This window comes from Streptomyces sp. NPDC059668, assembly GCF_042734135.1.
GTDB lineage: Bacteria > Actinomycetota > Actinomycetes > Streptomycetales > Streptomycetaceae > Streptomyces.
The window spans coordinates 1-24,658 of sequence record NZ_JBHWEL010000109.1 but is presented as its reverse complement, the minus strand read 5'-3'; the positions used below and the strand labels follow the sequence as shown (position 1 = coordinate 24,658).

Annotated in this window: 19 protein-coding genes; 6 read left to right on the top strand and 13 right to left on the bottom strand. The window is 72.7% G+C overall.

Annotation, left to right across the window (positions count from 1 at the left end):
* Nucleotides 1-477: 477 nt before the first annotated feature.
* A complete protein-coding gene (locus ACFV2J_RS40125) occupies nucleotides 478-1,485 on the bottom strand; it encodes a stage II sporulation protein M (RefSeq protein WP_385097869.1) in 1,008 nt (335 codons plus the stop codon).
* A 121-nt stretch (nucleotides 1,486-1,606) separates the two neighbouring features.
* On the opposite strand from ACFV2J_RS40125, the gene ACFV2J_RS40120 reads away from it, so the two are divergent.
* A complete protein-coding gene (locus ACFV2J_RS40120) occupies nucleotides 1,607-2,602 on the top strand; it encodes an RDD family protein (RefSeq protein WP_385443409.1) in 996 nt (331 codons plus the stop codon).
* A 28-nt stretch (nucleotides 2,603-2,630) separates the two neighbouring features.
* On the opposite strand, the gene ACFV2J_RS40115 is transcribed toward ACFV2J_RS40120, so the two are convergent.
* The 9 genes from ACFV2J_RS40115 to ACFV2J_RS40075 all read right to left on the bottom strand — a co-directional run bounded on the left by ACFV2J_RS40115 (nucleotide 2,631) and on the right by ACFV2J_RS40075 (nucleotide 13,178).
* A complete protein-coding gene (locus tag ACFV2J_RS40115; protein ID WP_385443406.1) occupies nucleotides 2,631-3,245 on the bottom strand; it encodes a hypothetical protein in 615 nt (204 codons plus the stop codon).
* A 101-nt stretch (nucleotides 3,246-3,346) separates the two neighbouring features.
* Complete coding sequence (gene ahcY, locus ACFV2J_RS40110) at nucleotides 3,347-4,804, bottom strand: adenosylhomocysteinase (protein ID WP_385085473.1); 1,458 nt, start codon at nucleotides 4,802-4,804, stop codon at nucleotides 3,347-3,349.
* A gap of 329 nt (nucleotides 4,805-5,133) precedes the next feature.
* Complete coding sequence (locus ACFV2J_RS40105) at nucleotides 5,134-6,111, bottom strand: cation diffusion facilitator family transporter (RefSeq protein ID WP_385085475.1); 978 nt, start codon at nucleotides 6,109-6,111, stop codon at nucleotides 5,134-5,136.
* 164 nt (nucleotides 6,112-6,275) lie between these two features.
* Entirely contained in the window at nucleotides 6,276-7,427 is a 1,152-nt protein-coding gene (gene manA, locus ACFV2J_RS40100; protein ID WP_385085477.1) for a mannose-6-phosphate isomerase, class I, read from the bottom strand.
* Between the two features lie 99 nt (nucleotides 7,428-7,526).
* Nucleotides 7,527-8,654 carry an SIS domain-containing protein gene (locus tag ACFV2J_RS40095; RefSeq protein ID WP_385085479.1) on the bottom strand — a complete coding sequence of 376 codons (1,128 nt, stop codon included), beginning with the start codon at nucleotides 8,652-8,654 and terminating at the stop codon, nucleotides 7,527-7,529.
* Between the two features lie 99 nt (nucleotides 8,655-8,753).
* Nucleotides 8,754-8,924 (bottom strand): Trm112 family protein, encoded by a 171-nt coding sequence (locus ACFV2J_RS40090; protein WP_266699539.1) that lies wholly within the window; start codon nucleotides 8,922-8,924, stop codon nucleotides 8,754-8,756.
* Between the two features lie 511 nt (nucleotides 8,925-9,435).
* The gene (locus ACFV2J_RS40085; protein WP_385085481.1) at nucleotides 9,436-10,797 is read right to left on the bottom strand and encodes a phosphomannomutase/phosphoglucomutase; all 1,362 of its coding nucleotides are present in this window, start codon (nucleotides 10,795-10,797) and stop codon (nucleotides 9,436-9,438) included.
* A gap of 143 nt (nucleotides 10,798-10,940) precedes the next feature.
* Entirely contained in the window at nucleotides 10,941-12,557 is a 1,617-nt protein-coding gene (locus ACFV2J_RS40080) for an L-lactate permease (RefSeq protein ID WP_385085483.1), read from the bottom strand.
* 246 nt (nucleotides 12,558-12,803) lie between these two features.
* Nucleotides 12,804-13,178, bottom strand: a complete 375-nt coding sequence (locus ACFV2J_RS40075; protein ID WP_385085484.1) for a DUF3499 domain-containing protein — start codon at nucleotides 13,176-13,178, stop codon at nucleotides 12,804-12,806.
* Nucleotides 13,179-13,529: 351 nt separating this feature from the next.
* Between ACFV2J_RS40075 and ACFV2J_RS40070 the strand changes: the two genes are divergently transcribed.
* Nucleotides 13,530-13,979, top strand: coding sequence for a metallopeptidase family protein (locus tag ACFV2J_RS40070; RefSeq protein ID WP_385085498.1), 450 nt, complete (start codon nucleotides 13,530-13,532; stop codon nucleotides 13,977-13,979).
* A 60-nt stretch (nucleotides 13,980-14,039) separates the two neighbouring features.
* Here ACFV2J_RS40070 and ACFV2J_RS40065 read toward each other — a convergent pair whose 3' ends face one another.
* The 3 genes from ACFV2J_RS40065 to ACFV2J_RS40055 form a co-directional block, all read right to left on the bottom strand.
* Nucleotides 14,040-15,542, bottom strand: coding sequence for a DUF5719 family protein (locus ACFV2J_RS40065; RefSeq protein ID WP_385085486.1), 1,503 nt, complete (start codon nucleotides 15,540-15,542; stop codon nucleotides 14,040-14,042).
* Nucleotides 15,539-19,225: a glycosyltransferase gene (locus tag ACFV2J_RS40060; RefSeq protein ID WP_385443397.1), complete on the bottom strand. Its 3,687-nt coding sequence runs from the start codon at nucleotides 19,223-19,225 to the stop codon at nucleotides 15,539-15,541. Before ACFV2J_RS40060 ends, ACFV2J_RS40065 begins: the two co-directional genes overlap by 4 nt.
* A 231-nt stretch (nucleotides 19,226-19,456) precedes the next feature.
* The gene (locus ACFV2J_RS40055) at nucleotides 19,457-19,720 is read right to left on the bottom strand and encodes a WhiB family transcriptional regulator (RefSeq protein WP_003975777.1); all 264 of its coding nucleotides are present in this window, start codon (nucleotides 19,718-19,720) and stop codon (nucleotides 19,457-19,459) included.
* A 734-nt stretch (nucleotides 19,721-20,454) separates the two neighbouring features.
* Here ACFV2J_RS40055 and ACFV2J_RS40050 point away from each other — a divergent pair.
* From ACFV2J_RS40050 to ACFV2J_RS40035, 4 genes are all read left to right on the top strand, one after another.
* The gene (locus ACFV2J_RS40050) at nucleotides 20,455-20,943 is read left to right on the top strand and encodes a cysteine dioxygenase (RefSeq protein ID WP_385085490.1); all 489 of its coding nucleotides are present in this window, start codon (nucleotides 20,455-20,457) and stop codon (nucleotides 20,941-20,943) included.
* 42 nt (nucleotides 20,944-20,985) lie between these two features.
* Nucleotides 20,986-21,951: a 2-phospho-L-lactate transferase gene (cofD, locus tag ACFV2J_RS40045; protein WP_385085492.1), complete on the top strand. Its 966-nt coding sequence runs from the start codon at nucleotides 20,986-20,988 to the stop codon at nucleotides 21,949-21,951.
* A 98-nt stretch (nucleotides 21,952-22,049) separates the two neighbouring features.
* Nucleotides 22,050-23,384 carry a coenzyme F420-0:L-glutamate ligase gene (locus ACFV2J_RS40040; RefSeq protein ID WP_385085494.1) on the top strand — a complete coding sequence of 445 codons (1,335 nt, stop codon included), beginning with the start codon at nucleotides 22,050-22,052 and terminating at the stop codon, nucleotides 23,382-23,384.
* Nucleotides 23,385-23,504: 120 nt separating this feature from the next.
* On the top strand, nucleotides 23,505-24,515 hold the full coding sequence (locus ACFV2J_RS40035) for a DNA-3-methyladenine glycosylase family protein (RefSeq protein WP_385085496.1): 1,011 nt from the start codon (nucleotides 23,505-23,507) through the stop codon (nucleotides 24,513-24,515).
* Nucleotides 24,516-24,658: the final 143 nt, after the last annotated feature.

The following is a 24,658-nucleotide window of genomic DNA, read 5'->3' as shown; positions in this document are numbered from 1 at the left end:
CTTTGTACTCACCCTCTCGGGCTTTCCTCCGGGCGCTTCCCTTCGGTCTTGCGTTTCCGACTCTATCAGACCGTTTCCGTATCCGATTTCCTCGGTGCTTTCCAGGTTTCCGCTTTCGCGTTTCCCTTTCCGGCGAGTCCCACTTTACCAGATCCGTTTTCCGTTCCGTTTCCGGTCGGAATTCATTTCCAGTGGCCGTTGGAGGGGCCTTTAGCCTATTCGATGCCTTGCGGCTCTCTTTCGGCGTTTCCGACTTTATCAGAAGCTTTTGACCGGCCTTACCGGCCGCTCGGTCCTGACTAATCGGAGAGGTGCTTCTCGGAATCTCGTTCACAAGAAGCTCGCAGATGCTAACCGCCGCCGACTGGACGTGTCCAGTTCTAGGCAACTGTTCGAATCTACCTCCCCACCGGCTCCATGTCAATGGCTCCTGTGGGGCGAAGAGGAGACTAGCAGGTCAACAGGAGCAGTCGCACATCACGCGGCCGTCGGCAGCGTGGCGCTGCGCTCGGACTCCTCGACGTCACCGGTGTCGCCGGCCCGTGCCGCACGTCCGCCCAGGACGTAGACGTACGTGAGGAAGGCCAGTTCGGCCGCGATGCCTATGCCTATGCGGGCCCAGGTGGGCAGGCCCGAGGGGGTGACGAAGCCTTCGATGGCGCCCGAGACGAAGAGGACCAGTGCCAGGCCGATCGCCATGCCGAGGGCGGCTCGGCCCTCCTCGGCGAGCGCCGTGCGGCGGGAGCGCGGGCCCGGATCTATCAGGGTCCAGCCCAGGCGCAGGCCCGTGCCCGCGGCCACGAAGACGGCCGTCAGTTCCAGGAGGCCGTGCGGGAGGATCAGGCCGAGGAAGGTGTCGAGGCGGCCGGCCGACGACATCAGGCCGATGCCCACACCCACGTTGAGCATGTTCTGGAAGAGGATCCAGAGCACGGGTATCCCCAGGAAGACGCCCAGGACCAGGCACATCGCGGCGGCCTCGGCGTTGTTCGTCCACACCTGGGCCGCGAAGGAGGCCGCCGGGTGACTCGAGTAGTAGGTCTCGTACTCGCCGCCGGGGCGGGTGAGGCCGCGCAGTTCGGCGGGGGCCGCGATCGAGGACTGGACCTCCGGGTGCGCTCCGATCCACCACCCCAGGAGGACCGCCACGGCCGTGGACACGAGTGCCGTGGGCACCCACCAGTGGCGCGAGCGGTAGACCGCCGCGGGGAACCCCTGGGTGAGGAAGCGGGTGACATCGCGCCAGGAGGCCCGGCGGGTGCCGGTCACGGCGTTGCGCGCGCGTGCCACCAGTCGGCTGAGGCGCCCGGTGAGCTGCGGGTCCGGTGTGCTGGACTGGATGAGGGAGAGATGGGTGGCCGTGCGTTGGTACAGGGCGACGAGTTCGTCGGCCTCGGCTCCGGTGAGCCGGCGCCGACGGCGCAACAGGGCGTCCAGGCGGTCCCACTCCGCGCCGTGCGCGGACACGAAGACGTCGAGGTCCATCGGTTCTGCCGCTCCTCGTCCTGTCGTACCGCGTGTCAGCTTGTCGTACCGCGGCGCGATGTTGCCCTCAGCTTGGCAGACTGGCGGTTCTCGGGGCAGGTCAGGGGAAGGACGGGCAAGCGTGAGTGAGCTGGTGACGGGCGAGGCGGTGGCGTTGGAGCTGCGCCCCGCGAAACTGCCGAGCCGTGCGCTGGCCGTACTGCTCGACCTGGTCGTGGCGATGGTGGCCTATCTGATCGTCACCATCGGCCTGGTGGCCGCGACGGCCGCTCTGGACGAGGCTGCGCAGGTGGCGGTGTCGATCGCGAGCTTCGTTCTGCTGCTGGTCGGCGGGCCGATCGCGGTGGAGACACTCAGCCACGGCCGTTCGCTGGGGAAGCTGGCGTTCGGACTGCGGGTGGTGCGGGACGACGGAGGGCCGATCCGGTTCCGGCACGCGCTGGTGCGCGGCGCCATCGGAGTGGTCGAGATCCTGATGACGTTCGGGATCGTCGCGTGCGTGGCCTCGCTCGTGTCACAGCGCGGGCGGCGGCTCGGTGACGTGTTCGCGGGGACTCTCGTCGTACGGGAACGGATTCCGGCCGGGCGGAGCGCCTTCGTGCCTCCCCCGCCGCCCTGGCTGGCGGGACGGTTCGCGGGGCTCGACCTGTCGGCGGTGCCGGACGGGCTGTGGCTGGCCATCCGCCAGTACCTGACCCGGATGCGGCAGCTGGACCCGCAGGTCGGTGCCGCGATGGCGGAGCGGCTGGCGTCCGATCTCGCCGCCCGTACGGGGGCTCCGGCGCCGCGGGACGTCCCGGCGGCCGCGTATCTGGCGGCGGTGGTGCACGAGCGGCAGTCGCGGGACGCCCGGCGGGCCTTCGGGAGCGGGCCGGCCGCCGCAGGGGTGCCGGGAGGTCCGGGCGGTTACGTCGCCGGGATGCCGGGCGTGAGCGGGCCGGTCGTACGGCAGCCGGGATTCATCGCACCGCCCTCCTCCGGTCCTACGGGCGCGGTTGCCCACGCGTCGCCGGTCGTGGACGGCGACGGGGCACCGGGGCGGCAGGCGGGTCGGCCCCCGGCCGCGCCCGAGGAGCCGGCCGACCGGCCCGCGACCGGATTCGCGCCGCCTGCCTGACGGCCCGCCGCGGCGGGGACCGGCGGGCTCAGGCGAACGCCGACGGGGGTGTCTCGAGGTGTTCCAGCTCGATGCCGGGCGCCGCGAGGACGACGTCCCCGGCGAGGTGCACCGCGTGCTGTTCCCCTGTGTCCAGTGCTGTGACCTGGTACGCGTCCACGATCAGGGGGCCGTTGTCAGTGGCGTGTGTTTCTCTCGAGAGCAGGGCCCAGGACTGGTCGAGGGTGCGCGGGGCGAGGACCGGGTCGGTGAAGGCGACGAGGCGTACTCGGGTGGCCGACCCGGAGGGGGTGAGGCGCAGGAGACGGGCGGTGGCGACGAGGAACGCGGGGGACGTGCCAGTGAAGGCGTGTGCGCGGGCATTGCCCTCGGTGGCCTCGGTGCCCGTGGGATCGGTGCGGACCCAGGTGACTCCTTCGAGCGCGGCGCCCCGGACCTGCCAGCTCGCGGCGTGCAGTTCGAGCCGGATGGGACGGCCGAGCTCGTCGAGGGCCAGGTCGACGGAGCCGGCGTGGTCGCCGGAGGGTGCCGTCAGCTGGGAGACGTAGCGCCAGCCGGAGGGGCCCGGCGCGCAGTGGAAGTGTTCTTCGGCGAGGGGGGTGTGATCGTGCGGATCGTGGAGCGAATAACGGCCGCGTGGCATGGGCGTTCAGGTCCTCATCGGGGACAGGCCCCCGCCACGGGGGCGGGGGCCTGCTGACATCCGTACGCCGCGCGGTCGGTGCGGCCGCTCGGCGGCGGTGCTCAGTAGCGGTAGTGGTCCGACTTGTACGGGCCCTCGACCTCTACGCCGATGTAGGCGGCCTGCTCCGGGCGGAGCGTCGTGAGCTTGACGCCGAGGGCGTCGAGGTGGAGGCGGGCGACCTTCTCGTCGAGGTGCTTGGGGAGCACGTAGACGTCGGTCGGGTACTCGTCGGGCTTGGTGAACAGCTCGATCTGGGCCAGCGTCTGGTCCGCGAAGGAGTTGGACATCACGAACGACGGGTGGCCGGTGGCGTTGCCCAGGTTCAGCAGGCGGCCCTCCGACAGCACGATGAGCACCTTGCCGTCGGGGAACTTCCAGGTGTGGACCTGCGGCTTGACCTCGTCCTTGACGATGCCCGGGATCTGCGCGAGGCCGGCCATGTCGATCTCGTTGTCGAAGTGGCCGATGTTGCCCACGATCGCCTGGTGCTTCATCTTGGCCATGTCCGAGGCCATGATGATGTCCTTGTTGCCGGTCGTGGTGACGAAGATGTCGGCCTTGTCGACGACCTCGTCGAGGGTCGCGACCTGGTAGCCGTCCATCGCCGCCTGCAAGGCGCAGATCGGGTCGATCTCGGTGATGATCACGCGGGCACCCTGGCCGCGCAGGGACTCCGCGCAGCCCTTGCCCACGTCGCCGTAACCGCAGACGACGGCGGTCTTGCCGCCGATCAGGACGTCGGTGGCGCGGTTGATGCCGTCGATCAGGGAGTGGCGACAGCCGTACTTGTTGTCGAACTTCGACTTGGTGACGGCGTCGTTCACGTTGATCGCCGGGAACAGGAGGGTGCCGTCGCGGTGCATCTCGTACAGACGGTGCACGCCGGTCGTGGTCTCCTCCGTCACGCCGCGGATCTCCGAGGCGAGCTGGGTCCACTTCTGCGAGCCGTCGGTGATGGTGCGGTTCAGGAGTTCCAGGACGACGCGGTGCTCGTCGGACTCGGCGGTGTCGACCGAGGGGACCTTGCCGTCCTTCTCGTACTCGACGCCCTTGTGGACGAGGAGGGTGGCGTCGCCACCGTCGTCCAGGATCATGTTCGGGCCGCCGGTGGGGGTGTTCGGCCAGGTCAGGGCCTGCTCCGTGCACCACCAGTACTCGTCGAGGGTCTCGCCCTTCCAGGCGAAGACCGGGACGCCCTGCGGGTTGTCGGGCGTGCCGTTCGGGCCGACGGCGATGGCCGCGGCGGCGTGGTCCTGGGTGGAGAAGATGTTGCAGGAGGCCCAGCGGACCTCGGCGCCGAGGGCGACGAGGGTCTCGATGAGCACGGCGGTCTGGACCGTCATGTGCAGGGAGCCGGTGACGCGGGCGCCGGCGAGGGGCTGCGCGGCCGCGTACTCCTTGCGGATCGACATCAGGCCGGGCATCTCGTGCTCGGCGAGGGTGATCTCCTTGCGGCCGAAGTCGGCCAGGGAGAGATCGGCGACCTTGAAGTCCTGTCGGTTGTCGACAGTCGTCATGGGGAGCTGCTCCTCGGGATTGTGGCGAGGTGGGTACGGCTGTTCTGCGCGACGGCGGGCACAAGGGTGCCCTCGGGCACAGGCGTGCCCGGTGCGCGCAGCTCAGTCCGTCGGAGGCCCTCTCTCCCTCGGCCGGTCCGCGGTGGGACCGCCCGACCGCCATCAGCAGCGACGTCTGGCTCAGTCACCAAGCTACACCGGTCACCCCAGGCCTCCCCAGTCCGGCTCCGGCCATAGTGTGCCTCGGCCGTTTCCAGGAAACCCCTAGTGTCCGTGTGCGCGGGTGCCCGCACAGGGGCTCGGGGCGCGCGCGTCGCCGGGGTCGGGGGTCAGTGTTCGGCCGGACGTGCCGGGCCGCCGGGGGTCGCGTCGGGGTCCGGGCCCTTGGCCGCCTCGGCCTCGCTGTAGATGTCCGGCTCCAGGTAGATGACGCGGGCGATCGGGACGGACTCCCGGATGCGGGCCTCGGCAGCGTTGATCGCGGCGGCGACCTCGCCGGCCGTGTCGTCGTGCTGGACGGCGATCTTGGCGGCGACCAGGAGTTCCTCCGGGCCGAGGTGGAGCGTGCGCATGTGGATGATGCCGGTGACCGTGTCGCCGTCGACGATCGCGGTCTCGATCTTCTTCACGTCGTCGACGCCCGCCGCCTCGCCCAGCAGCAGGGACTTGGTCTCGGCGGCCAGGACCAGCGCGATCAGGATGAGCAGGATGCCGATGCAGAGCGTGCCGATGCCGTCCCAGATGCCGTCTCCGGTGAGGAGGGCCAGGCCGACGCCGCCGAGGGCGAGGACCAGACCGATCAGCGCGCCGAAGTCCTCCAGGAGGACGACGGGGAGCTCGGGGGCCTTGGCACGGCGGATGAACTGCGACCAGGACAGCTTCCCGCGCAGCTCGTTGGACTCCTTGATGGCGGTGCGGAAGGAGAAGCCCTCGGCGATGATCGCGAAGACCAGCACGCCCACCGGCCAGTACCAGTGCTCGATCTCGTGCGGGTGATTGATCTTCTCGTAGCCCTCGTAGACGGCGAACATGCCACCGACCGAGAAGAGGACGATCGAGACGAGGAAGGCGTAGATGTAGCGTTCGCGGCCGTAGCCGAAGGGGTGCTGGGGTGTCGCCTCGCGCTGGGCCTTCTTGCCGCCGATCAGGAGCAGGGCCTGGTTGCCGGAGTCGGCGATCGAGTGGACGCCCTCGGCGAGCATCGAGGACGAGCCGCTGAAGGCGAACGCGACGAACTTCGATACCGCGATCGCGAGGTTGGCGCCGAGTGCCGCCACGATCGCCCTGGTGCCGCCTGAAGCGCTCATCTGCTCCTGCTGTCCCTTCGTACGCCGTCCCGGACCCCGTCCGTACCCTCGTACCCCGGTCCGGGCTTTGCCCGCCCTTTGCGGTGGGTCATTCTTGCAGCCCGGTCCGGCGGCGCCGCGGCCGACCACCGCGGCCACCGGGCGGGACGGGAGCCGTCACCCCGTCAGGCGACCACTGTCGCACGGAAGATCGTGCCGGAGCCGGACACCTCGGTCTTTTCACCGGCGGGCACGAAGACCGACCGGCCGGGAGCCAGGACCTCGCCGTCGGCGTGGACGGAGCCCGCCGTGCAGAGCAGGATCTGCGGGGTCTCGCGGGTGAGGTCGTGCGGGGCGGCACCCTCCGCGAGGACGTAGCGGGAGAGGCGGAACTCGTCGATGGGGGTCGCGTAGACCTCCTCGCCGCCGGGCGACTCCTCCGGGCGCAGGACCCCGGGGTCGCTCGCCTCGAAGCGGACGACGCGCAGCAGTTCGGGCACGTCGACGTGCTTGGGGGTCAGACCGCAGCGCAGGACGTTGTCGCTGTTGGCCATGATCTCGACGCCCAGGCCGTTCAGGTAGGCGTGCGGGACGCCGGCGCCGAGGAACAGGGCCTCGCCGGGCTGCAGGCGGACGTGGTTGAGGAGCATCGCGGCGATGACGCCGGGGTCGCCGGGGTAGTGGTGGGCGATGTCGGCGTAGGGGGCGTAGCCGCCGCCGAGGCGGTCGCAGGCGGCCGCGGCCTCGGTGACCGTGCGGGCCATGTCGTCGGGGTCCGCGCTCAGCACCGCCGTCAGGACCTCGCGCAGGGCCGCGTCCTCGGGGTGGGCGCGCAGCAGGTCGACGTACGGCTTGAGGGAGTCGACGTCCAGGGCGGCGAGGAGGGCGGCGGCCTCCTCCGGGGCGCGGAAGCCGCACAGGCCGTCGAACTCGGTGAGCGCGCAGATGAGTTCGGGCTTGTGGTTGGCGTCCTTGTAGTTGCGGTGCGGGGCGTCGACCGGGATGCCCCGGCGCTCCTCGTCCTCGTATCCCTCCCTCGCCTGTTCGAGGTTCGGGTGCACCTGGAGGGAGAGGGGGGCGCCCGCGGCGAGGATCTTCAGCAGGAACGGCAGCCGGGGGCCGAACTTGGCGACGGCCGCCCGGCCGAGCTCCTTCTCGGGGTCCTCGCCTATGACCTCGGTGAGGGGACCGCGCGCCGTGAGCGAGGGGGCGCCGGGGTGTGCGCCCATCCACATCTCCGCCTGCGGCTCACCGGTCGGCTCGACGCCGAGCAGCGTCGGTATGGCGGTGGTCGAGCCCCAGGCGTAGGGGCGGACGGTGTTGTCGAGGCGGTCCATGTGTGCTGTTTTCTCCGTACGTACGCTGCTCTGCGGTCGTTTCCCCACGGGGTGGGCGCCCGTGCGCCGCGGTGGGGTGTCAGCCGGTGTGGCTCAAGGTCAGGCCCCCGAGGCGAGCGCCAGGTAAACGGCGGCGAAATCCGTGACGGCGATCAGTTCGGCGAGTGTCTCGAGGTCGCCGCCCTCCTCGGGTTCGAGCTCGCTGATCGCGGTGTCGTGGCTGAGGGCCAGCTCGCGGGCGGCGGGCGCGGCGGTGAGGCCGCCGGCCGGGCGGTCGCGCAGGAGCACCACGCGCGCGTGCAGGACCTGCTGCTCCTCGACCCGGTCTCGGAAGAAGTCGTCGGGGTCGGCGGCCGCGGCCAGCGCGCCGGAGAGCAGGACGCTGTGGGCGGCGAGCGCCTCGGGGAGTTCCGCGGCGAGCGCGGGGCGGCCCGCCAGTTCCGCGAGCGCGGCGGTGAACCGGCGGCCGGCGGGGCCCGCGGAGGTGCCCTCGGTCCAGATCACCGGGAGTGCTTCGGCCAGGTCGGCGGCGAGCGTCTTGGCGGGGTTGCCGTAGGTGGCGATGGCCGGGCCGCAGCGTTCGGCGACGTGGTCGAGGCGGTCGGCGACCTTCTGAAGTGCCTCGGGCGGGGCCGAGACCAGGCCGGTGCGGTCCAGCAGTGCCAGGAGCGGGGTGAGCAGCGCCCACAGGACGCCTGGGGCGGAGGCCGCGAGGGGGGTGTTCGGCTCGTACGGGGCGGTCGCCATCGGTACGAACAGGCCGTGCGTGCCTTCCACCGCTTCCGCGATCGGGGTGCCGGCGGGGGCCACCGCGACGACGGAGCTGCCGCGCCGGTACGTCTGCTCGACCAGGAGTTCGAGTCCTGGTTCGGTGCCGTCCGGGGTGGCGATCAGTACGAGGTCCACCGGGCCGGCCCAGCCGGGCAGCTCCCAGCGCAGGGCGCCTCCCGCGGGGGCGACACCGGTGGGGGTGAGCCGGGTGACGGGGCAGCTGGCTCCGGCGAGGGTGGCGAGCAGTTCGGCCACTCCGGTGGCGGCGAGCCCGGGGCCGGCGATCAGGACCGCGCGGGGGCGGCCGTCCGGCTTCAGGTCGGGGATCCCGGCCTCCACGGCGTGCCGGGCCGCGGTACGCACGCGGGCGCCGGCCTCGGCGGCGCCTCGGAGCAGCTCACGACGGTCGGCGCGGGCGAGCGCCTCTGGGTCGTCGAGCAGCGAGTCGTCGAGCATGGGTCGGCAGCCTCCCGATCGCCGGTGTGTCGCCTTTGTCGCCTGTATCGCTGTGGTGCGGGTCGGCGCCCGGGTGTGGGCGGGCGCCGGGTGGCTCGCTTACGCGGGGCGGCGGGCCTCGTCGACGAGCAGTACGGGGATGCCGTCCCGGACGGGGTAGGCGAGGCCGCAGTCCTGTCCCGTGCAGACCAGTTCGCTCTCCTGCTCCTTGAGCGGGGCGTGGCAGGCCGGGCAGGCGAGGATCTCCAGGAGGCCGGCTTCGAGCGGCATGGGGTGTCCTTTCGAACAGGTGGATGCGGCCTGGTCAGAGTACCGCTGTGGGGGGCGGGGTGCCGGAGTTAGGTGGCGGGGGCTCCGCCTCCGCACCCGGTCAAGGGGTTGGCCCCTGCGCCCCGTCAGGGGTTCCGCCCCTGCATCCCGGCCGGTGCACCCTCCCTGCACCCCGCCCGGTGCACCTTGGCGAGGGCTCCGCCCCTGCACCCCCGCCCGGTGCACCTTGGCGAGGGCTCCGCCTGTGCGCGCGCCGCCAAGGGGCTCCGCCCCCTTGACCCCGATCGCCCGAAGGGCTCGTCCTCAAACGCCGGACGGGCTGGATGTGCGGGCCTGCGCCGGGAGGGTGCGGCGGGGGGAGGTTCCGGCGGGTGGGAGGTGCCGCCTCCGCCGGGACGTTCCCGACGAGCGGAGATATCGCGCCCGCTCCGGGAGGTGCCGATCGGTGGGCGTGCGCGGGGAGCTGTGTGGTGTGCTCCCCGCGTGTGCGTCGGCCGGGGCTTCTGGGGGGTCAGCCCCGGATGAGGTCCAGGACCTCGTCGCGGACCTTCGCCACGGTCGCCTCGTCCTTGGCCTCCGCGTTGAGGCGCAGGAGGGGCTCGGTGTTGGAGGGGCGGACGTTGAACCACCAGTCGTCCGCGGTGACGGTCAGACCGTCGAGTTCGTCGATGGTGACGCCTTCACGGCCCTGGTAGGTGTCCCTGATCGCGGTGAGGCGGGCCGTCTGGTCGTCGACGGTGGAGTTGATCTCCCCGGAGGCGGCGTAGCGGTCGTACGCGGCGACGAGCTCGGAGAGCGGGCCGTCCTGCCCGCCGAGCGCGGCGAGGACGTGGAGGGCGGCCAGCATGCCCGTGTCGGCGTTCCAGAAGTCGCGGAAGTAGTAGTGCGCGGAGTGCTCGCCGCCGAAGATCGCGCCGGTGCGGGCCATCTCGGCCTTGATGAAGGAGTGGCCGACGCGGGTGCGGACCGGCGTGCCGCCCTGCTCGCGGACGACCTCCGGGACCGACCAGGAGGTGATCAGGTTGTGGATCACCGTGCCACCGCCGTGCTTGGCGAGTTCTCGCGAGGCCACCAGCGCGGTCACGGCGGACGGGGAGACCGGGTCGCCGTGCTCGTCGACGACGAAGCAGCGGTCCGCGTCGCCGTCGAAGGCGATGCCGATGTCGGCGCCCTCCTCGCGGACGCGCTGCTGGAGGTCCACGATGTTCGCCGGGTCCAGCGGGTTCGCCTCGTGGTTCGGGAACGTGCCGTCCAGCTCGAAGTACATCGGGACGAGGTCCAGGGGCAGGCCGGCGAAGACGGTCGGGACGGTGTGGCCGCCCATGCCGTTGCCCGCGTCGACGACGACCTTCAGGGGGCGGATGGAGGCCAGGTCGACGAGCGAGCGCAGGTATCCCGCGTAGTCCTCCAGCGTGTCGCGCTGGGTGATCGAGCCCGGCGTGGCGTCCGAGGCCGGGGCGCCCGAGTCGAGCCAGGACTCGACGAGTTCGCGGATCTCGGAGAGGCCGGTGTCCTGGCCGACGGGGGACGCGCCCGCGCGGCACATCTTGATGCCGTTGTACTTCGCGGGGTTGTGCGAGGCCGTGAACATGGCGCCGGGCAGGTCGAACGCGCCGGACGCGTAGTACAGCTGGTCCGTCGAGCAGAGCCCGATCTCGGTCACGTCGACCCCGCGCGCCGCCGCCCCGCGGGCGAAGGCCCGCGACAGGCCGGGGGACGAAGGGCGCATGTCGTGCCCGATCACGATGGCTTCCGCTCCGGTCACCTGGACGAAGGCGGCCCCGAACAGCTCGGCCAGCGACTCGTCCCACTGGTCCGGGACCACCCCGCGTACGTCGTACGCCTTCACGAGCTGCGACAGATCAGCAGTCACGGCCAACCCTCCAGAAGTCCACTTCGGTCACCCCAAGCTACCCGCCCCCGCTGACGGTCCGCCGTGCGGCGGCGGATCGGAGCGCATCCGTCACCTGGGAAGCCCCACGCGGCATCCAGGGGTCACGTACGGACCGGCCTCCGTCAGGGCAGCATCCACCCGAGGACGGGCGAGCTCTGTCCCAGCACGATCAGGCACATGATCAGCAGCAGCCCCGCGCTCCACGGCAGCACCTTGCGCAGCAGATCCCCCTCGCGGCCCGCGAGGCCGACCGCCGCACAGGCGATGGTCAGGTTCTGCGGCGAGATCATCTTGCCGAGGACGCCCCCCGAACTGTTGGCGGCGGCGAGCAGTTCCGGAGAGAGCCCCGACTCGCGGGCCGCGCTCACCTGGAGGGCGCCGAACAGGGCGTTCGCCGAGGTGTCGGAGCCGGTGACGGCCACGCCGAACCAGCCGAGGACGGGTGACAGGAAGGCGAGGCCCGCGCCGGCCGCCGCCACGAACTGGCCGATCGTGGCGGCCTGGCCCGACAGGTTCATCACGTAGGCGAGGGCCAGGACGGACGTGACGGTGAGGATCGCGAACCTCAACTCGCGGACGGTGGCGACCCATTCCTCGACCGCCACCCGCGCGTGCACGCCGAGGACGGCGGCCGTGCACAGTCCGGCGAGCAGCACGAGGGTGCCGCCGGTCGCGACGATCGGGAGGGTGAAGACGTTGCCGCCGACCGGCTTGCCGTCCGGGTTCACGACGTTCAGGAAGGGCCAGTCGAACATCCGGGTCGCTCCCGCCAGCCAGTCCTTGACCGCGGGGATCTGGGCCACCGAGAAGACGACGACGATCAAGGCGTACGGGGCGTAGGCGCGCACGACTTCGGGACGCGGGTCCTCCTCGTCCAGGTCCTCGCTGCGTACGCCGGTCAGGACCGCGACGCGTACGGGCTCGGCGGCGGGCCGGCGCGCCCGCGGCAGGGCGACCAGGGCCGCCGCACCCGCCAAGGCGGCGGCGATGTCGGCGAGTTGGGCGGAGACGTAGTTGGAGGCGGCGAACTGGGCGGCGGCGAAGGCGACTCCGCACGCCAGGGCGGGCGCCCAGGTCTCCCGCAGTCCGCGCCGCCCGTCGACCAGCGCGACGAGCAGCAGGGGCACCACAAGGGCCAGCAGGGGTGTCTGACGGCCCACCACGGAGGCCACCGAGTCCAGGGGCAGGCCGGTGACCTGGGCGAGGGTGACGACCGGTGTGCCCATCGCGCCGAAGGCGACCGGCGCGGTGTTGGCGACGAGTGCCACCACCGCCGCGCGCACCGGGTCGAAGCCGAGCGCGACCAGCATCACGGAGCAGATCGCGACGGGTGCGCCGAAGCCCGCGAGTGCCTCCAGGAGCGCGCCGAAGCAGAAGGCGACGACGAGTGCCTGGACGCGCGGGTCGTCGGAGAGGCGCCCGAAGGAGCGTCGCAGGATGTCGAAGTGCCGGGTGCGGACCGTCATCCGGTACACCCACAGGGCGTTGACGACGATCCACAGGATGGGGAAGAGGCCGAAGGCGGCTCCCTGAGCGGCGCTGGAGAGCGTCTGGCCGACCGGCATGCCGTACGCGAACAGGGCGACCAGGGCGGCGGCGAGCAGGCCGAGGAGGGCGGCCAGGTGCGCCTTCATCCGGACGCCGCCGAGCAGTACGAGGACGATGAGGAGGGGCAGGGCCGCGACGAGGGCGGACAGGCCGAGCGAGCCGGCGACGGGTTCCACTTCCTGGACGTACACGGGCGCCTCCCCGGGTTCGGCCGCGCGGAGGATTCCGCGATGCGGAAAGCGATTTCTCACGGGTGCGGAAATGGTCGTGTCCGCGACAACCAGCCGTCAATGGGCGTGCACCGCCCTGTGACACCGGGTGCGAGAAGTGCGAGGCGGGGTGAGGCGAGCCGGGTGGGGGGCGGTGACACGGTGGCCCGGGACGTCGGGCGCGTCGGGCCGTGGAGCCAGGAACGCGGAACTGGTCGGAGCGGGCGCTCAGTTGTCCGGTGAGCGCAGCACTCGCAGATGGCCGCGGCGGGCGACCTCCATCGGGTCCGCCGACCGCGCGCTGCCGCCGGCCTCGGCGGTGCGCTGCTGCGGACGGGCCGCCTCCCGCACCGCGTTGGCGAGCGCCTCCAGGTCGTCACCGCTGGGGCGGGAGGGGGCCGAGGCGTCGGCGAGCCGGACGACCTCCCAGCCGCGGGGGGCGGTGAGGCGCTCGGAGTGCTCGGCGCACAGGTCGTAGCAGTGGGGTTCGGCGTAGGTGGCGAGCGGGCCGAGGACCGCGGTCGAGTCGGCGTAGACGTACGTCAGCGTCGCGACGGCCGGACGGCCGCAAGCGGTTCGCGAACAGCGACGTACAGGGCTCACGAGGTTGGACGGTACCGCACTCTTGAGCGGGCCGCGACGACTCTCCCCCAGGTCACCCCACCGTGTCGTGCTGTGAGACCGCCCACAGGAGCCTCCGGACCCGCCCGGCCGACCTGGGAAGTTCTCCGCCGCCGGGAGGCCGAACAGGCCTGGATCCGATCGCCACTTGGCACAAAGCATGTCAATTGCCATGTGTGTGGCGGTCCTGGAGGGATGCGGAATCGAGCCCAAGCTTGGCCGGAATGGTCATCCGGCGACATCGGGAACGCGCGACGGGCCCCCGCCGAGGGCCGCGGGCAGCCGCGTGGGGGTCGGGCGCGCGGCCGTCGCGGGGACTACGCTTCGTCAGTGATGGACACCCCCGTACCGCCCCGCGCCGCAGCACCCGGGCCCCGCCGCCGTGATCGCCACGGAAGGGGCATGCGCGGCCCCGTCGCGCCGCCCCAGGTGCCGCTCGCCGCGAGCCGCGCCGAGGTCTTCGCGGACCTGGTGCAGGACTCCGTGGAGCGACTGGAACGGCGCTGGCCGCAGCTCGCGGACATCGACTTCATGGTCCTGGAGGTGCCGCGCCTGGACGGCCCCGGCGAGAGCTGGGACGACGAGGCGGTGCCGCTGGGTGGCACGATCAGCGCACGCGAGGGCCATCCCGCGCGCGTGGTCGTCTACCGCCGCCCGGTCGAGATCCGCACCAAGGGCCGCGACGAGCGTGCCGCGCTGGTGCACGAGATCGTCGTGGAGCAGGTCGCGGAACTGCTGGGACTGACTCCGGAGACGGTGGACCCGCGGTACGGCGAGGAGTGAGGATCCACCGCGTCCCCCCGGGACCCGGTGGATCACCCGTACGGGATCACTCGTACGTGATCAGCTCTTGAGCAGTACCGACAGGTCCTGTTCCGCCTCCGGGACCGCCACCGTGCCGCGGTCGTCCGGCAGTGTCTGGATCGTGAAGCCGGGTACGCCGTCCTGGGTGGAGCCGAGCGTCCGCGAGGCGTAGACGGGGCCTCCGGAGACCGACTCGACCGTCAGGGCGTACGTCCCCCGCAGGCCGCTCGGCGCCGGGGCGTCGACGTCCTGGGTCGTACCGCCCTTGATCGTGTACGTCTTCGTCGCCGGTGCGCCGCCCTCGCTCCCCGCCGACGCGGTGACCTTGACCTGGGCGGTCCGGCCGGGCGCGGACAGGGCGAGCGTGGTGCCCTTGGAGCTGTTGTCGGCGACCGTCGCGCGGGCGGCGACCGGCGCCGTGGCCGGGATGAACGCCGACTCCTGCTTGTCGCCCTTGCCGCGCACCACCCGCAGGGCGGCGACGACCGGCACCGGGGTCTTGCCGGTGGGGGTGAGCACCAGGGAGCCCGCCTCGCCGCGCGTGACGTCGCCGAGGTCGACCGCGGTGGTCATGCCGGACTTGATGTGCAGCGTCTCGTTGCCGGCCGGGGTGATCAGGCCCGAGGGCGAGGCGAGGCGCACCTTCAGGTCGGCGTCCTGGTCGCCGGGCGCGAAGGCGACCAGCCGCACGGAGGTGGCGTCCTTCGGGATGCCCGGCATGACGAGGCTGCCCGACGGGTCGGTGGAGGCGCCCAGCCAGTCGCCGCCGGTCCGGTCGTCCAGGGCCTGGACGGCCGCGCCGACCCGGCCGCTGCGGACGGTCACATGGACCGTGAGGTCGGTCTGCGGCGCGCTGGTGAGCGTGTTCAGCAGGAGTGGCTCACTGGCGTGCGGCTGGACCGTGATGCCTTCGCCCACGGTGGACTTGAGGGTGCCGTCCTTGCCGTACAGCTCGACGTCGACGACGGCGGCCGAGTCGTCCGGGTTGGTCAGGTGCACGTAGTCCGTGCGGCTGTCGGCGGTGCTGGCACCCGGGAACCAGAACTCGGTGTCCGGAGCGGTGCAGTCGGTGCCGAGCAGACCGCGCCCGGTGCCCGCGGCGACCTGGGTGGTCTCCTGGACCGTCCAGCCGGGCGCGAACCTGCCCTCGGCGGTGCCGACCAGGGCCGGCCCGTCGGCGCCCGTGCTGTCACCGGTGGCCGGCTTGCCGGGCTCCTTGGGTTCCAGGACGGGCTTGGATGCCTTCTTGCCGGGCTTCTTGCCGCTCGCGGAATCCGCCGACTCCACGGTCGCGGACTGCAGTTCGGCCTTGCCGGCGCCGCTGGTGCCCTGGGTGACGGGCGTGAACGACGTGTACGCCGTCTCCGCCAGGTCGGACGTGCTGGGCTGGGGGCACAGCAGACGGCTGCGCTCCACGGGCTGCTGGACGGCCGCCCGGGCGGGGCCCTCGCCGGAGGCGGCCGGCGCTTCCAGCGAGGCGAATCCGGTGACGGCGGCGAGCGCGGTCGCGCCGGCGATCAGGGACAGGGTGGTGCGGTTCACTGCTGGCTCCCGTCGGGGCGCTCACTGTCGGTGCCGTGCGGCGGCTGCGGGGGCATCGGGGGCTGCTGCGGGTCGTACCCCGTCTCGTAGCCCTGCTGGTACGGCTGGTCGTACGACGTCGTGTTCCCGTACCCGTAGGGGTCGTACTGGCCGGTCTGGTACGGGTCCGTCTGGTAGGGGTCGGCCTGGTACGGGTCCGCCTGATAGGGCTGTTCGTAGGTGCCCGCCGGGTACTGCTGCGTGCCCTGGTACTGCTCGCCGGCGTAGGAGCCGTAGTCGGCGCCCGCGTAGCTGGGCGCGTCCCACTCGTCGTACGTCTGCTGGTGCGGGACCGCGGCGGGACCGTGCTCCGGGTCCTCCTCCGCGGGCATCGGGGTGTCCGCGTCCTGGTCCGTCCCGGCCGACTCCTCGGCCTCGGCCTGGGCGCGCAGGCGGCGGGCGCGGCGGCCCTCGCCCGTGCTGTCCTGGGCGGGCAGGACCGGCTCCTCGGGGAGGTCGTCGTCGATGTCGCGGCGCCGCCCGGGCAGGGCGAGGACCACGAGGACGACGGCGAGCGCGCCCTGTGCCCACAGCCAGCCGGTGTGGCTCAGCGGGGCGTCGAAGGCGACGTCGAGCCTGCCGCCGTTCGCGGGCAGTTCGAAGCCCTGCGCCCAGCCGTCGACCGTGGTGCGGGTGAGCGGTTTTCCGTCCAGGGTCGCCGTCCAGCCGGCGTCCGCCGTGTCGGCGAGGCGCAGGACGCGGCCCTCGGCGCCGGCGGGGACGGTGGTGTGCAGTTCGACGGGCCCGGCGGCGACGGCCAGCGGCTCGCCACCGGACTTGGGGACGACCGAGGCGCGCGAGACCTGACGGTCCAGACGCCACAGGGCGCTGCCGTCCTGCTGGCTGAGCCGGGTCAGACCCGGGGTGGCGTCCAGGACGCGGCTCACCTCGCGGGGCGCGCCCTTGCGGACCAGGACGTAACGCACGGCGAATCCGCCGAGCTGGTCGGCCTGGTCGGCGCCGGAGCCAGCGACGAGGTTGGCGACCACCTTGTCGAGCCTCTTGTTCTCGCCGCCCGACGCCGCGAGTTCGCCGTCGCCCATGCGCGCGCCGGAGCCGCGCACCAGGGTGTAGCCGACGCGGGCGCCGGTGTCGCTGTCGAGCACCAGGGTGCGGGCCTGGTCGCGGGTGCCGCTCTCCTCGGCGACGAACGCCGGCACCTGCACCGGGTCGCGGCGCTCCACGGGACCGTCGGCGCCGCCGATGACCCACCCCGCGGCCACGAGCAGCGGGCCCGCGGCCGAGGCGAACGCGATGAGCGCGGCGACCGGTTGACGCCAGCCGAAGCTCTGCTCGGCCACGCGGGCGCGCGCGCCGTCGGCGCCGAGCGCGGCGGCGACGAGCAGCGCGAGGCCGTAGACCAGGGTGGCGGGGCCGGCCCACGCCGACTTGTTGGACAGCACGGCGAAGACGAGCGCCACCAGGGCGACGACCCAGGCGGTCCACACCGCGCGCTGCCGCTCACCGCGCAACAGGGCGGCCAGCGCGGCGAGCACGATGCCGATGAGCATCAGTCCGCCGACCGTGCCGGGACCGCCGGGGCTGGCGCCGAGCAGGTCGAGTGCGGAGGCCGCGCTCTCGCCGTAGGGCAGGCCGGCCTCCTTGAAGAAGCCGAACGGGAGCAGCGTCAGCGACCAGGGGGCGAGGACCAGCAGCGGGGTGCCGAGCTGGGCCAGGAACCGTGGCCCGTACGCGGTGAGCTCCCTGCGGCGCACGCCGAGGAGCACGATCCCGAGGACCAGCGCGATGGGCCACACGATCGGCGTGAACGCCGTGGTGAACGTCAGCAGCAGGGCGTACGCCCAGGTGGCGCGCCAGCTGCCGCGCGCGCCCGAGGTGTGTGCGAGCCCGCTCGCCGCGATGCCCGCGCGGGCGATGAGCGGCAGCAGGATCGCGAGGAAGGCGGTGCCGATGCGGCCGCCCGCGAGCGCGCCGGCGGCGGCGGGCAGGAACGCGTACGTCACGGACGCCCAGGCGCGCAGCAGGCGCGACTCGACGAGCGGGCGGGAGGCGAAGTACGCGGCGAAGCCGGCCAGCGGCACGGAGGCCACCATGAGCACGGTGACCGCGAGCCCGGTGGAACCGAGGAGCAGCGAGGACAGCAGCGCGACGAGCGCGAGGTAGGGCGGCGCGGACTCGGTGCCGCCGGGTCCCACCGGGTGCCAGCCGTCGAGGTAGCGGGACCAGAGTTCGGAGGCGTCGGCGGGTGCGGGCAGCAGCGCGCCGCCCGCGAGCGCCCCGCCGCCGAGGAGGCCGCGGCAGGCGAGCAGGGAGACGAACAGCAGCACCAGGAAGAGCATCGGGCCGGGGTTGCGGGCGATGCGCTTGAGGCGGGCGAACTGCTCGATCTCCAGGAAGTCGGCGTCGTCGCCGCCGGGCCCGGACTCGACCGCGCCGCCGTGCCGGCCGGCGCCGGAGGTGGCCTCGGGGTCGTCGCTGCCCATGAGGCTGCCCGCGGCCTGCTCGACGGTGGCCCGCACGGTCGCGCCGGGGGGCGGGAACAGCGCGCGCAACTCGCCCTTGTCGACCTGGGGGCTGCCTCGCCTGCGGCGGCCGGCGAGGATCCGCTCGGGCCGCAGCAGGGTCCCGAGCAGACCGCGGATCTCGTCGACGGCCTGTCCGGGGACCTTGCCGACCAGGTAGGCGAGGGTGCGCAGGAGCGTGCCGAGGACGAGCCGGATCAGGATCCAGGGGAGCTGCGCGGTCCGGGCGTTGACGAGGAGGGTGTAGACGGCGCCCGCCTTGTCGACCTTGTGCGGGGAGGCGGAGGTGCGTCCCACGCAGTCGACGGTGCGGCGCTCACGGGAGGCCGCCTCGGCGTGCCGGACGACCGCCTCGGGGGCGACCAGGACGCGGTGTCCCGCGGACTGGGCGCGCCAGCACAGGTCGACGTCGTCACGCATCAGGGGCAGCCGTCGGTCGAAGCCGCCGAGTTCCTCGAAGACGTCGCGGCGGATCAGCATGCCGGCGGTGGAGACGGCGAGCACGGGGTGGACGTGGTCGTGCTGGCCCTGGTCCTGCTCGCGGCGGTCCAGACCGGTCCAGCGGCGGCCGGAGTTGGCGATGGTGACGCCGACCTCCAGGAGGGCGCGCCGGTCGTACCAGCCGCGGAGCTTGGGGCCCACGACGGCGACTTCCTTGCCGAGCTCCTGCTCGTTCTCCACGACGCGGAGCATGTGGGCGAGGGCGTCGGGCTCGGGGGCGCAGTCGTCGTGCAGGAGCCAGAGCCACTGCTCGGGTTCGCCGTACGGAAGCTCCGGCAGGTCGTACGCGTCGTCGCGCCAGCTGCGGGTGACGGGGTCCCAGCCGCTGGGGCGCTTCAGGTAGGGCAGCTCGTCCGGGGTGAGCACACCGGCGCCGCGGATGGCCTCCTCGACGGCCTGGCCGAAGCCGGTCCGGCGGGCGAGGTGCAGCACCCGGTCGGCGCCGAGCGCGTCGGTGAGCAGCTGGGCGGAGTCGTCCGCGCTGCCGGTGTCGGCCGCCACCGCGTTCTGCACGGGACGCTCCTGGCCGAGCAGGCCGGCGAGCGCGTCGGGCAGCCAGCGGGCGCCGTCGTGGGAGACGAGCACCGCGGTCACCACGTGGCGCGGGAACTCAGGAGCGGCAGCGTCTTGTTGGGCTGCCGTATGGCTGTGCACGGACATCGAGGTACGGGCCCCGGTTCGATGGACTGCGGTGGACGCCTGTGTCCGGCGGGGACAGCTGGACGTCTCGGACGAGGGCCCACACTAACGGCTGGGCAACACGGCGGCCCGCCGCCTGTGGATAACCCACCTGCGACGGGCCGTTCGTTACGTGTCGGTACGGAGAGGTGTGCGCCGTTCGGTCGGACGGCGGCCTGCTTCGGACGGTGTGGTGCGGGCGGTGCGGCGCGGTCAGACCGCGGCCTTCTTCAGACGGCGCCGCTCGCGCTCGGACAGACCGCCCCAGATGCCGAACCGCTCGTCGTTGGCGAGCGCGTATTCAAGGCACTCGGAGCGGACCTCACAGGCGAGACAGACCTTCTTGGCCTCGCGGGTGGAGCCGCCCTTCTCGGGGAAGAAGGACTCGGGGTCGGTCTGGGCGCACAGCGCGCGCTCCTGCCAGCCGAGTTCCTCGTCCGCGTCGTCGACCAGCAGTTGCTGCACCAGCTCGGTCATGTGCGCCCCTCGTCTGTCTTTCGCGTCCCCGTGATGCTGTCGTTACCGTTTTCGGCTGAACGACACGAGTGAAATTACAAGTGTGCCGATCCGGGCCAGTCAAGCCGAGATCTGCTATTGGGCCCCTTATTCACTCTGCGGAACCAAGGCTATGCGGAAAGTGTTCAAATCGGCATAAACCATGACAGCCTCAAGGGTCCGACCGGACCTCCGACCCGCTACAGGGAAGGACGTCCAGAAGTTCGATCTCGTTCCGACGCCGCACCCCGAAGCGAACCGGATCACATTTGGATCACAGGATCGCGCCGAGGTTTGCGCGCCCGGTTGTGCGCCATGTGTCCGGGGCGGCTCCTGAGCAAACCTTTCGCCTTACAGATGAACCGGATGAGGTGAAACATCTCCCACATACCGGACATGAAGTTGACAGTCCGAGTGTGAACCGGTGTGCTGGTGGGCATGCTCGCGAACTTGGCACGCACCTCGACCCGCACCGCCGGGTCCCAGGGTGCTGCCCTCGCTCGCCGTAGCTGTTGTCGCTGTTCCAGCTGTTGAGCCTCACCGCGCTCCGGCTGCCTCGCCGCCACTGAGGCGAATCCCCGCCCCCATCAGGGCGCACGCCCGCACCAGGGCACCCCTCCCCGTCCGCGACCCGGACGCTACGGCCCTCTCCCCTGTTCCCGGCTTCGCTCGGACAGGGGTCTCCCGCCCTCTCCGCCGAGGAAACCACCGCACCCATGAACAGCGACAGCGACCTCCAGATCGCCGGCGACATCCTCGAAGTCCCGCACCTGCTCCAGCCGCCGCGCGAGCACCCCGCCACCGTGGCCGACTTCGTCGGTCTCGCCCGCACCGTCTCCGCCGACCGCTCCCGGTGGGAGCACCTCGTCCGGTACGACGCGACCTCACGCTGGTACCACCGGCTGCACACCGGGCCCGGTTACGAGGTCTGGCTCCTCTCCTGGGTGCCCGGACAGGGCAGCGGACTGCACGACCACGGCACCTCCTCCGGCGTACTCACCGTTCTGGACGGCGCGTTGACGGAGCGCACCGACCGCGGCACGCGCGCCCTGGGCGCGGGCGCGCAGCGGGTCTTCGCGCCCGGGTACGCCCACGAGGTCGTCAACGACTCCCTCGAACCGGCCGTGAGCCTGCACGTCTACTACCCGGGGCTCACCGAGATGCCGATGCACGGGGCGCGGTGCGCCGTGGCCGAGGTCCAGTAACCGACTCACACCTTGTCGTAGCCGCCTGCGAGACTGAACACCATGCGCATTGTGGTTCTGGCAGGCGGCATCGGTGGTGCCCGGTTCCTTCGTGGTCTCCAGCAGGCCTCGCCGGACGCGGACATCACGGTCATCGGCAACACCGGCGACGACATCCACCTCTTCGGGCTGAAGGTCTGCCCGGACCTCGACACGGTGATGTACACCCTCGGCGGGGGCATCAACGAGGAGCAGGGGTGGGGTCGGACCGACGAGACCTTCCATCTCAAGGAGGAGCTCGCGGCGTACGGGGTCGGACCCGAGTGGTTCGGGCTCGGCGACCGCGACTTCGCGACGCACATCGTGCGGACGCAGATGCTGAGCGCGGGCTATCCGCTCAGCGCGGTCACGGAGGCCCTGTGCGACCGGTGGAAGCCGGGCGTCCGGCTGATCCCGATGTCCGACGACCGCGTCGAGACCCATGTCGCCGTCACGCTGCCGGACAGCGGCGAGCGCAAGGTGATCCACTTCCAGGAGTACTGGGTGCGGCTGCGCGCCTCCGTGGCGGCCGAGGCCGTCGTGCCCGTCGGCGCCGAGCAGGCCAAGCCCGCGCCCGGGGTCCTGGAGGCCATCGCGGAGGCGGACGTGATCCTCTTCCCGCCGTCCAACCCGGTCGTGTCCGTCGGCACCATCCTCGCGGTGCCCGGCATCCGGGAGGCCATCGCCGACGCGGGCGTGCCCGTGGTGGGCCTGTCCCCCATCGTCGGCGACGCGCCCGTGCGGGGCATGGCCGACAAGGTGCTCGCGGCGGTCGGCGTGGAATCGACCGCGGCGGCGGTCGCCGAGCACTACGGCTCGGGACTGCTGGACGGCTGGCTCGTCGACACGGTGGACGCGTCCGCCGTGGAGCGTGTGGAGGCCGCCGGTATCCGCTGCCGTGCCGTACCGCTGATGATGTCCGACCTCGACGCCGCCGCGCGGATGGCCCAGGAGGCGCTGACGCTGGCGGAGGAGGTGCGGGGCGCTTGAGCGGCGGACCGGTCGGGGACGAGGGAGCCAGGGGCGACGTGAGGGCGACGGGCGGTGCCGTGAGCGGCGTTTCCGCAGGCGATACGAACGGCGGTGCCGTGAGCGGCGCTTCCGCGGGCGGCGGTGTCCCGGATGCCGCTGCCGGCTACCGGGTCTGGGCGCTGCCCGGCCTCCCCGAGGTGCAGCGGGGCGACGACCTCGCCAAGATCATCGCCGGGGCCGAACCGGGGCTGGCCGACGGGGACGTCCTGCTCGTCACCTCGAAGATCGTGTCCAAGGCCGAGGGCCGCCTGGTGGAGGCCTCCGACCGGGAGGCGGCCATCGACGCCGAGACCGTACGGGTCGTGGCGCGCCGCGGCGCGCTCCGGATCGTCGAGAACCGGCAGGGGCTCGTCATGGCCGCCGCCGGGGTCGACGCCTCCAACACGCCGGCCGGGACCGTCCTGCTGCTGCCCGAGGACCCCGACGCGTCCGCCCGGACGATCCGGGACGGCCTGCGGGACACCCTCGGGGTGGACGTCGGCGTCGTGATCACCGACACCTTCGGGCGCCCCTGGCGCACCGGGCTCACCGACGTCGCCATCGGCGCCGCGGGCGTACGCGTGCTCGACGACCTGCGCGGCGGCACCGACGCGCACGGCAATCCGCTGAGCGCGACCGTCGTCGCCACCGCCGACGAACTCGCCGGCGCCGGTGACCTCGTCAAGGGCAAGGCCTCCGGGCTGCCGGTCGCCGTCGTGCGCGGGCTGCCCCACGTGGTGGCCGAGGACGACGGCGCGGGGACCCGCGCGATGGTGCGGGGCGCGCGCGACGACATGTTCCGGCTGGGCACGTCCGAGGCCGTACGGGAGGCGGTGACCCAGCGGCGTACGGTACGGGCCTTCACCGACGAGCCGGTCGACCCGGGGGCCGTACGGCGTGCGGTCGCCGCCGCGGTGACCGCGCCCGCGCCGCATCACACCACGCCCTGGCGGTTCGTGCTGCTGGAGTCCGCACGGTCGCGGACGCGCCTGCTGGACGCCATGCGGGAGGCCTGGATCGAGGATCTGCGCGGCGACGCGAAGAGCGAGGAGTCGATCGCCAAGCGGGTGCGGCGCGGCGACGTGCTGCGCAACGCGCCCTACCTGGTGGTGCCGTGCCTGGTGACGGACGGGTCCCACACCTACGGCGACGCGCGCCGTGACGCCGCGGAGCGCGAGATGTTCGTCGTCGCCATGGGGGCGGGGGTGCAGAACCTCCTCGTCGCGCTCGCCGGGGAGCGGCTGGGCTCCGCGTGGGTGTCCTCGACGATGTTCTGCCGCGACGTCGTACGGGACGTGCTGGGGCTGCCGGACGACTGGGACCCGATGGGCGCCGTCGCCGTCGGGCACGCGGCCGAGGAGCCCAGGGCGCGGCCCGAACGGGACGCCGGGGCGTTCGTCGAGGTGCGCTGACCAGCGGCGGCAGGCGTCCGGGGACCGCGACGCCCGGGGGGACCTCGGCGACTGCCGTGTCCCCGGTGCCGGGACCGCCTACCCTCGTAGGGCGACCCGAGCACCCCTAGGACCTCTCCCGTGGCTGGACGATTCACCCCCCGGCCGACGCGTACGACCGTGCGCGGCGGACACGTCGACGTGCCCGCGGGCGCCGGTGGCATACCGCGGCAGTCGGCCGGCCCCGGACTCGGACGGGCCTGGACACCGCCCGGTCCGCTCGATCTCGGTCTGGTCCTCGGGCCGCTGCGCCGGGGGCCGGGCGACCCGACCTTCCGCGCCACACCGGACGGGTCCGTGTGGCGGGCCAGCAGGACGCCCGCGGGGGCCGGGACACTGCGGGTCGCGATGCGCGCCGGGGTGGTGCGGGCCGAGGCGTGGGGGCCGGGGGCCCGATGGCTGCTCGAACAGCTGCCCGACATGCTCGGCGCGTCGGACGATCCCGCCGCCTTCGAACCCCGCCACCGGCTGGTCGCGTCCGCGCGGCACCGGCTGCCGGGGCTGCGGCTGACCCGTACCGGGCTGGTACTGGAGTCACTCATCCCGTCCGTTCTGGAGCAGAAGGTCACGACGGACGAGGCCTATCGGGCGTGGCGGTTGCTCGTCCGCAAGTTCGGGGAGCCGGCGCCGGGGCCCGCGCCTGAGCGGATGTACGTCATGCCGGCGCCCAGGACCTGGGCCCTGATCCCCTCCTGGGAGTGGCATCGGGCCGGGGTCGACAACAAGCGCGCTTCGACGATCCTGCGGGCCGTGCGGGTGGCGGCGCGGCTGGAGGAAGCCATGGGCATGGAGGCGGAGCGGGCACAGGCGCGGCTGGAACTGGTGTCCGGGATCGGGCCGTGGACCTCGGCGGAGACCGTGCAGCGCAGTCATGGGGCGGCGGACGCGGTGACGGTCGGGGATCTTCATCTGCCGGGGATCGTGGGGTACGCGTTGGCGGGGGACCGGGATGCGGACGATGCCGTGATGCTGGCGTTGTTGGAGCCGTACGCGGGGCAGCGGCATCGGGCCGCGCGGTTGATTCTGTTGTCGGGGCGGGGGCCGGCGCGGAGGGCTCCGCGGATGCCGCGAGGGGATATCGGGCGGTTGTGATCCTGGGGTGGGTGTGATTCCGGGGCGGGTGGGGTGGCGGGGCGGGTGGGGTGGCGGGGCCCGGGGTTACGCGCCCCCGGCGACGCAGCCCCGGGGGGGGGGGGCGGCCGGCGCCCGCCGGGGGGCGCGGCGGGCGGGGCCGC

Excerpts from the sequence above, each read along its gene's own strand:
- ACFV2J_RS40125 (WP_385097869.1), bottom strand. The coding sequence starts at position 1,485 with ATGGACCTCGACGTCTTCGTGTCCGCGCACGGCGCGGAGTGGGACCGC.
- ACFV2J_RS40115 (WP_385443406.1), bottom strand. The coding sequence starts at position 3,245 with ATGCCACGCGGCCGTTATTCGCTCCACGATCCGCACGATCACACCCCC.
- ahcY (WP_385085473.1), bottom strand. The coding sequence starts at position 4,804 with ATGACGACTGTCGACAACCGACAGGACTTCAAGGTCGCCGATCTCTCC.
- ACFV2J_RS40105 (WP_385085475.1), bottom strand. The coding sequence starts at position 6,111 with ATGAGCGCTTCAGGCGGCACCAGGGCGATCGTGGCGGCACTCGGCGCC.
- manA (WP_385085477.1), bottom strand. The coding sequence starts at position 7,427 with ATGGACCGCCTCGACAACACCGTCCGCCCCTACGCCTGGGGCTCGACC.
- ACFV2J_RS40095 (WP_385085479.1), bottom strand. The coding sequence starts at position 8,654 with ATGCTCGACGACTCGCTGCTCGACGACCCAGAGGCGCTCGCCCGCGCC.
- ACFV2J_RS40090 (WP_266699539.1), bottom strand. The coding sequence starts at position 8,924 with ATGCCGCTCGAAGCCGGCCTCCTGGAGATCCTCGCCTGCCCGGCCTGC.
- ACFV2J_RS40070 (WP_385085498.1), top strand. The coding sequence starts at position 13,530 with ATGGACACCCCCGTACCGCCCCGCGCCGCAGCACCCGGGCCCCGCCGC.
- ACFV2J_RS40060 (WP_385443397.1), bottom strand. The coding sequence starts at position 19,225 with ATGTCCGTGCACAGCCATACGGCAGCCCAACAAGACGCTGCCGCTCCT.
- ACFV2J_RS40055 (WP_003975777.1), bottom strand. The coding sequence starts at position 19,720 with ATGACCGAGCTGGTGCAGCAACTGCTGGTCGACGACGCGGACGAGGAA.
- ACFV2J_RS40050 (WP_385085490.1), top strand. The coding sequence starts at position 20,455 with ATGAACAGCGACAGCGACCTCCAGATCGCCGGCGACATCCTCGAAGTC.
- cofD (WP_385085492.1), top strand. The coding sequence starts at position 20,986 with ATGCGCATTGTGGTTCTGGCAGGCGGCATCGGTGGTGCCCGGTTCCTT.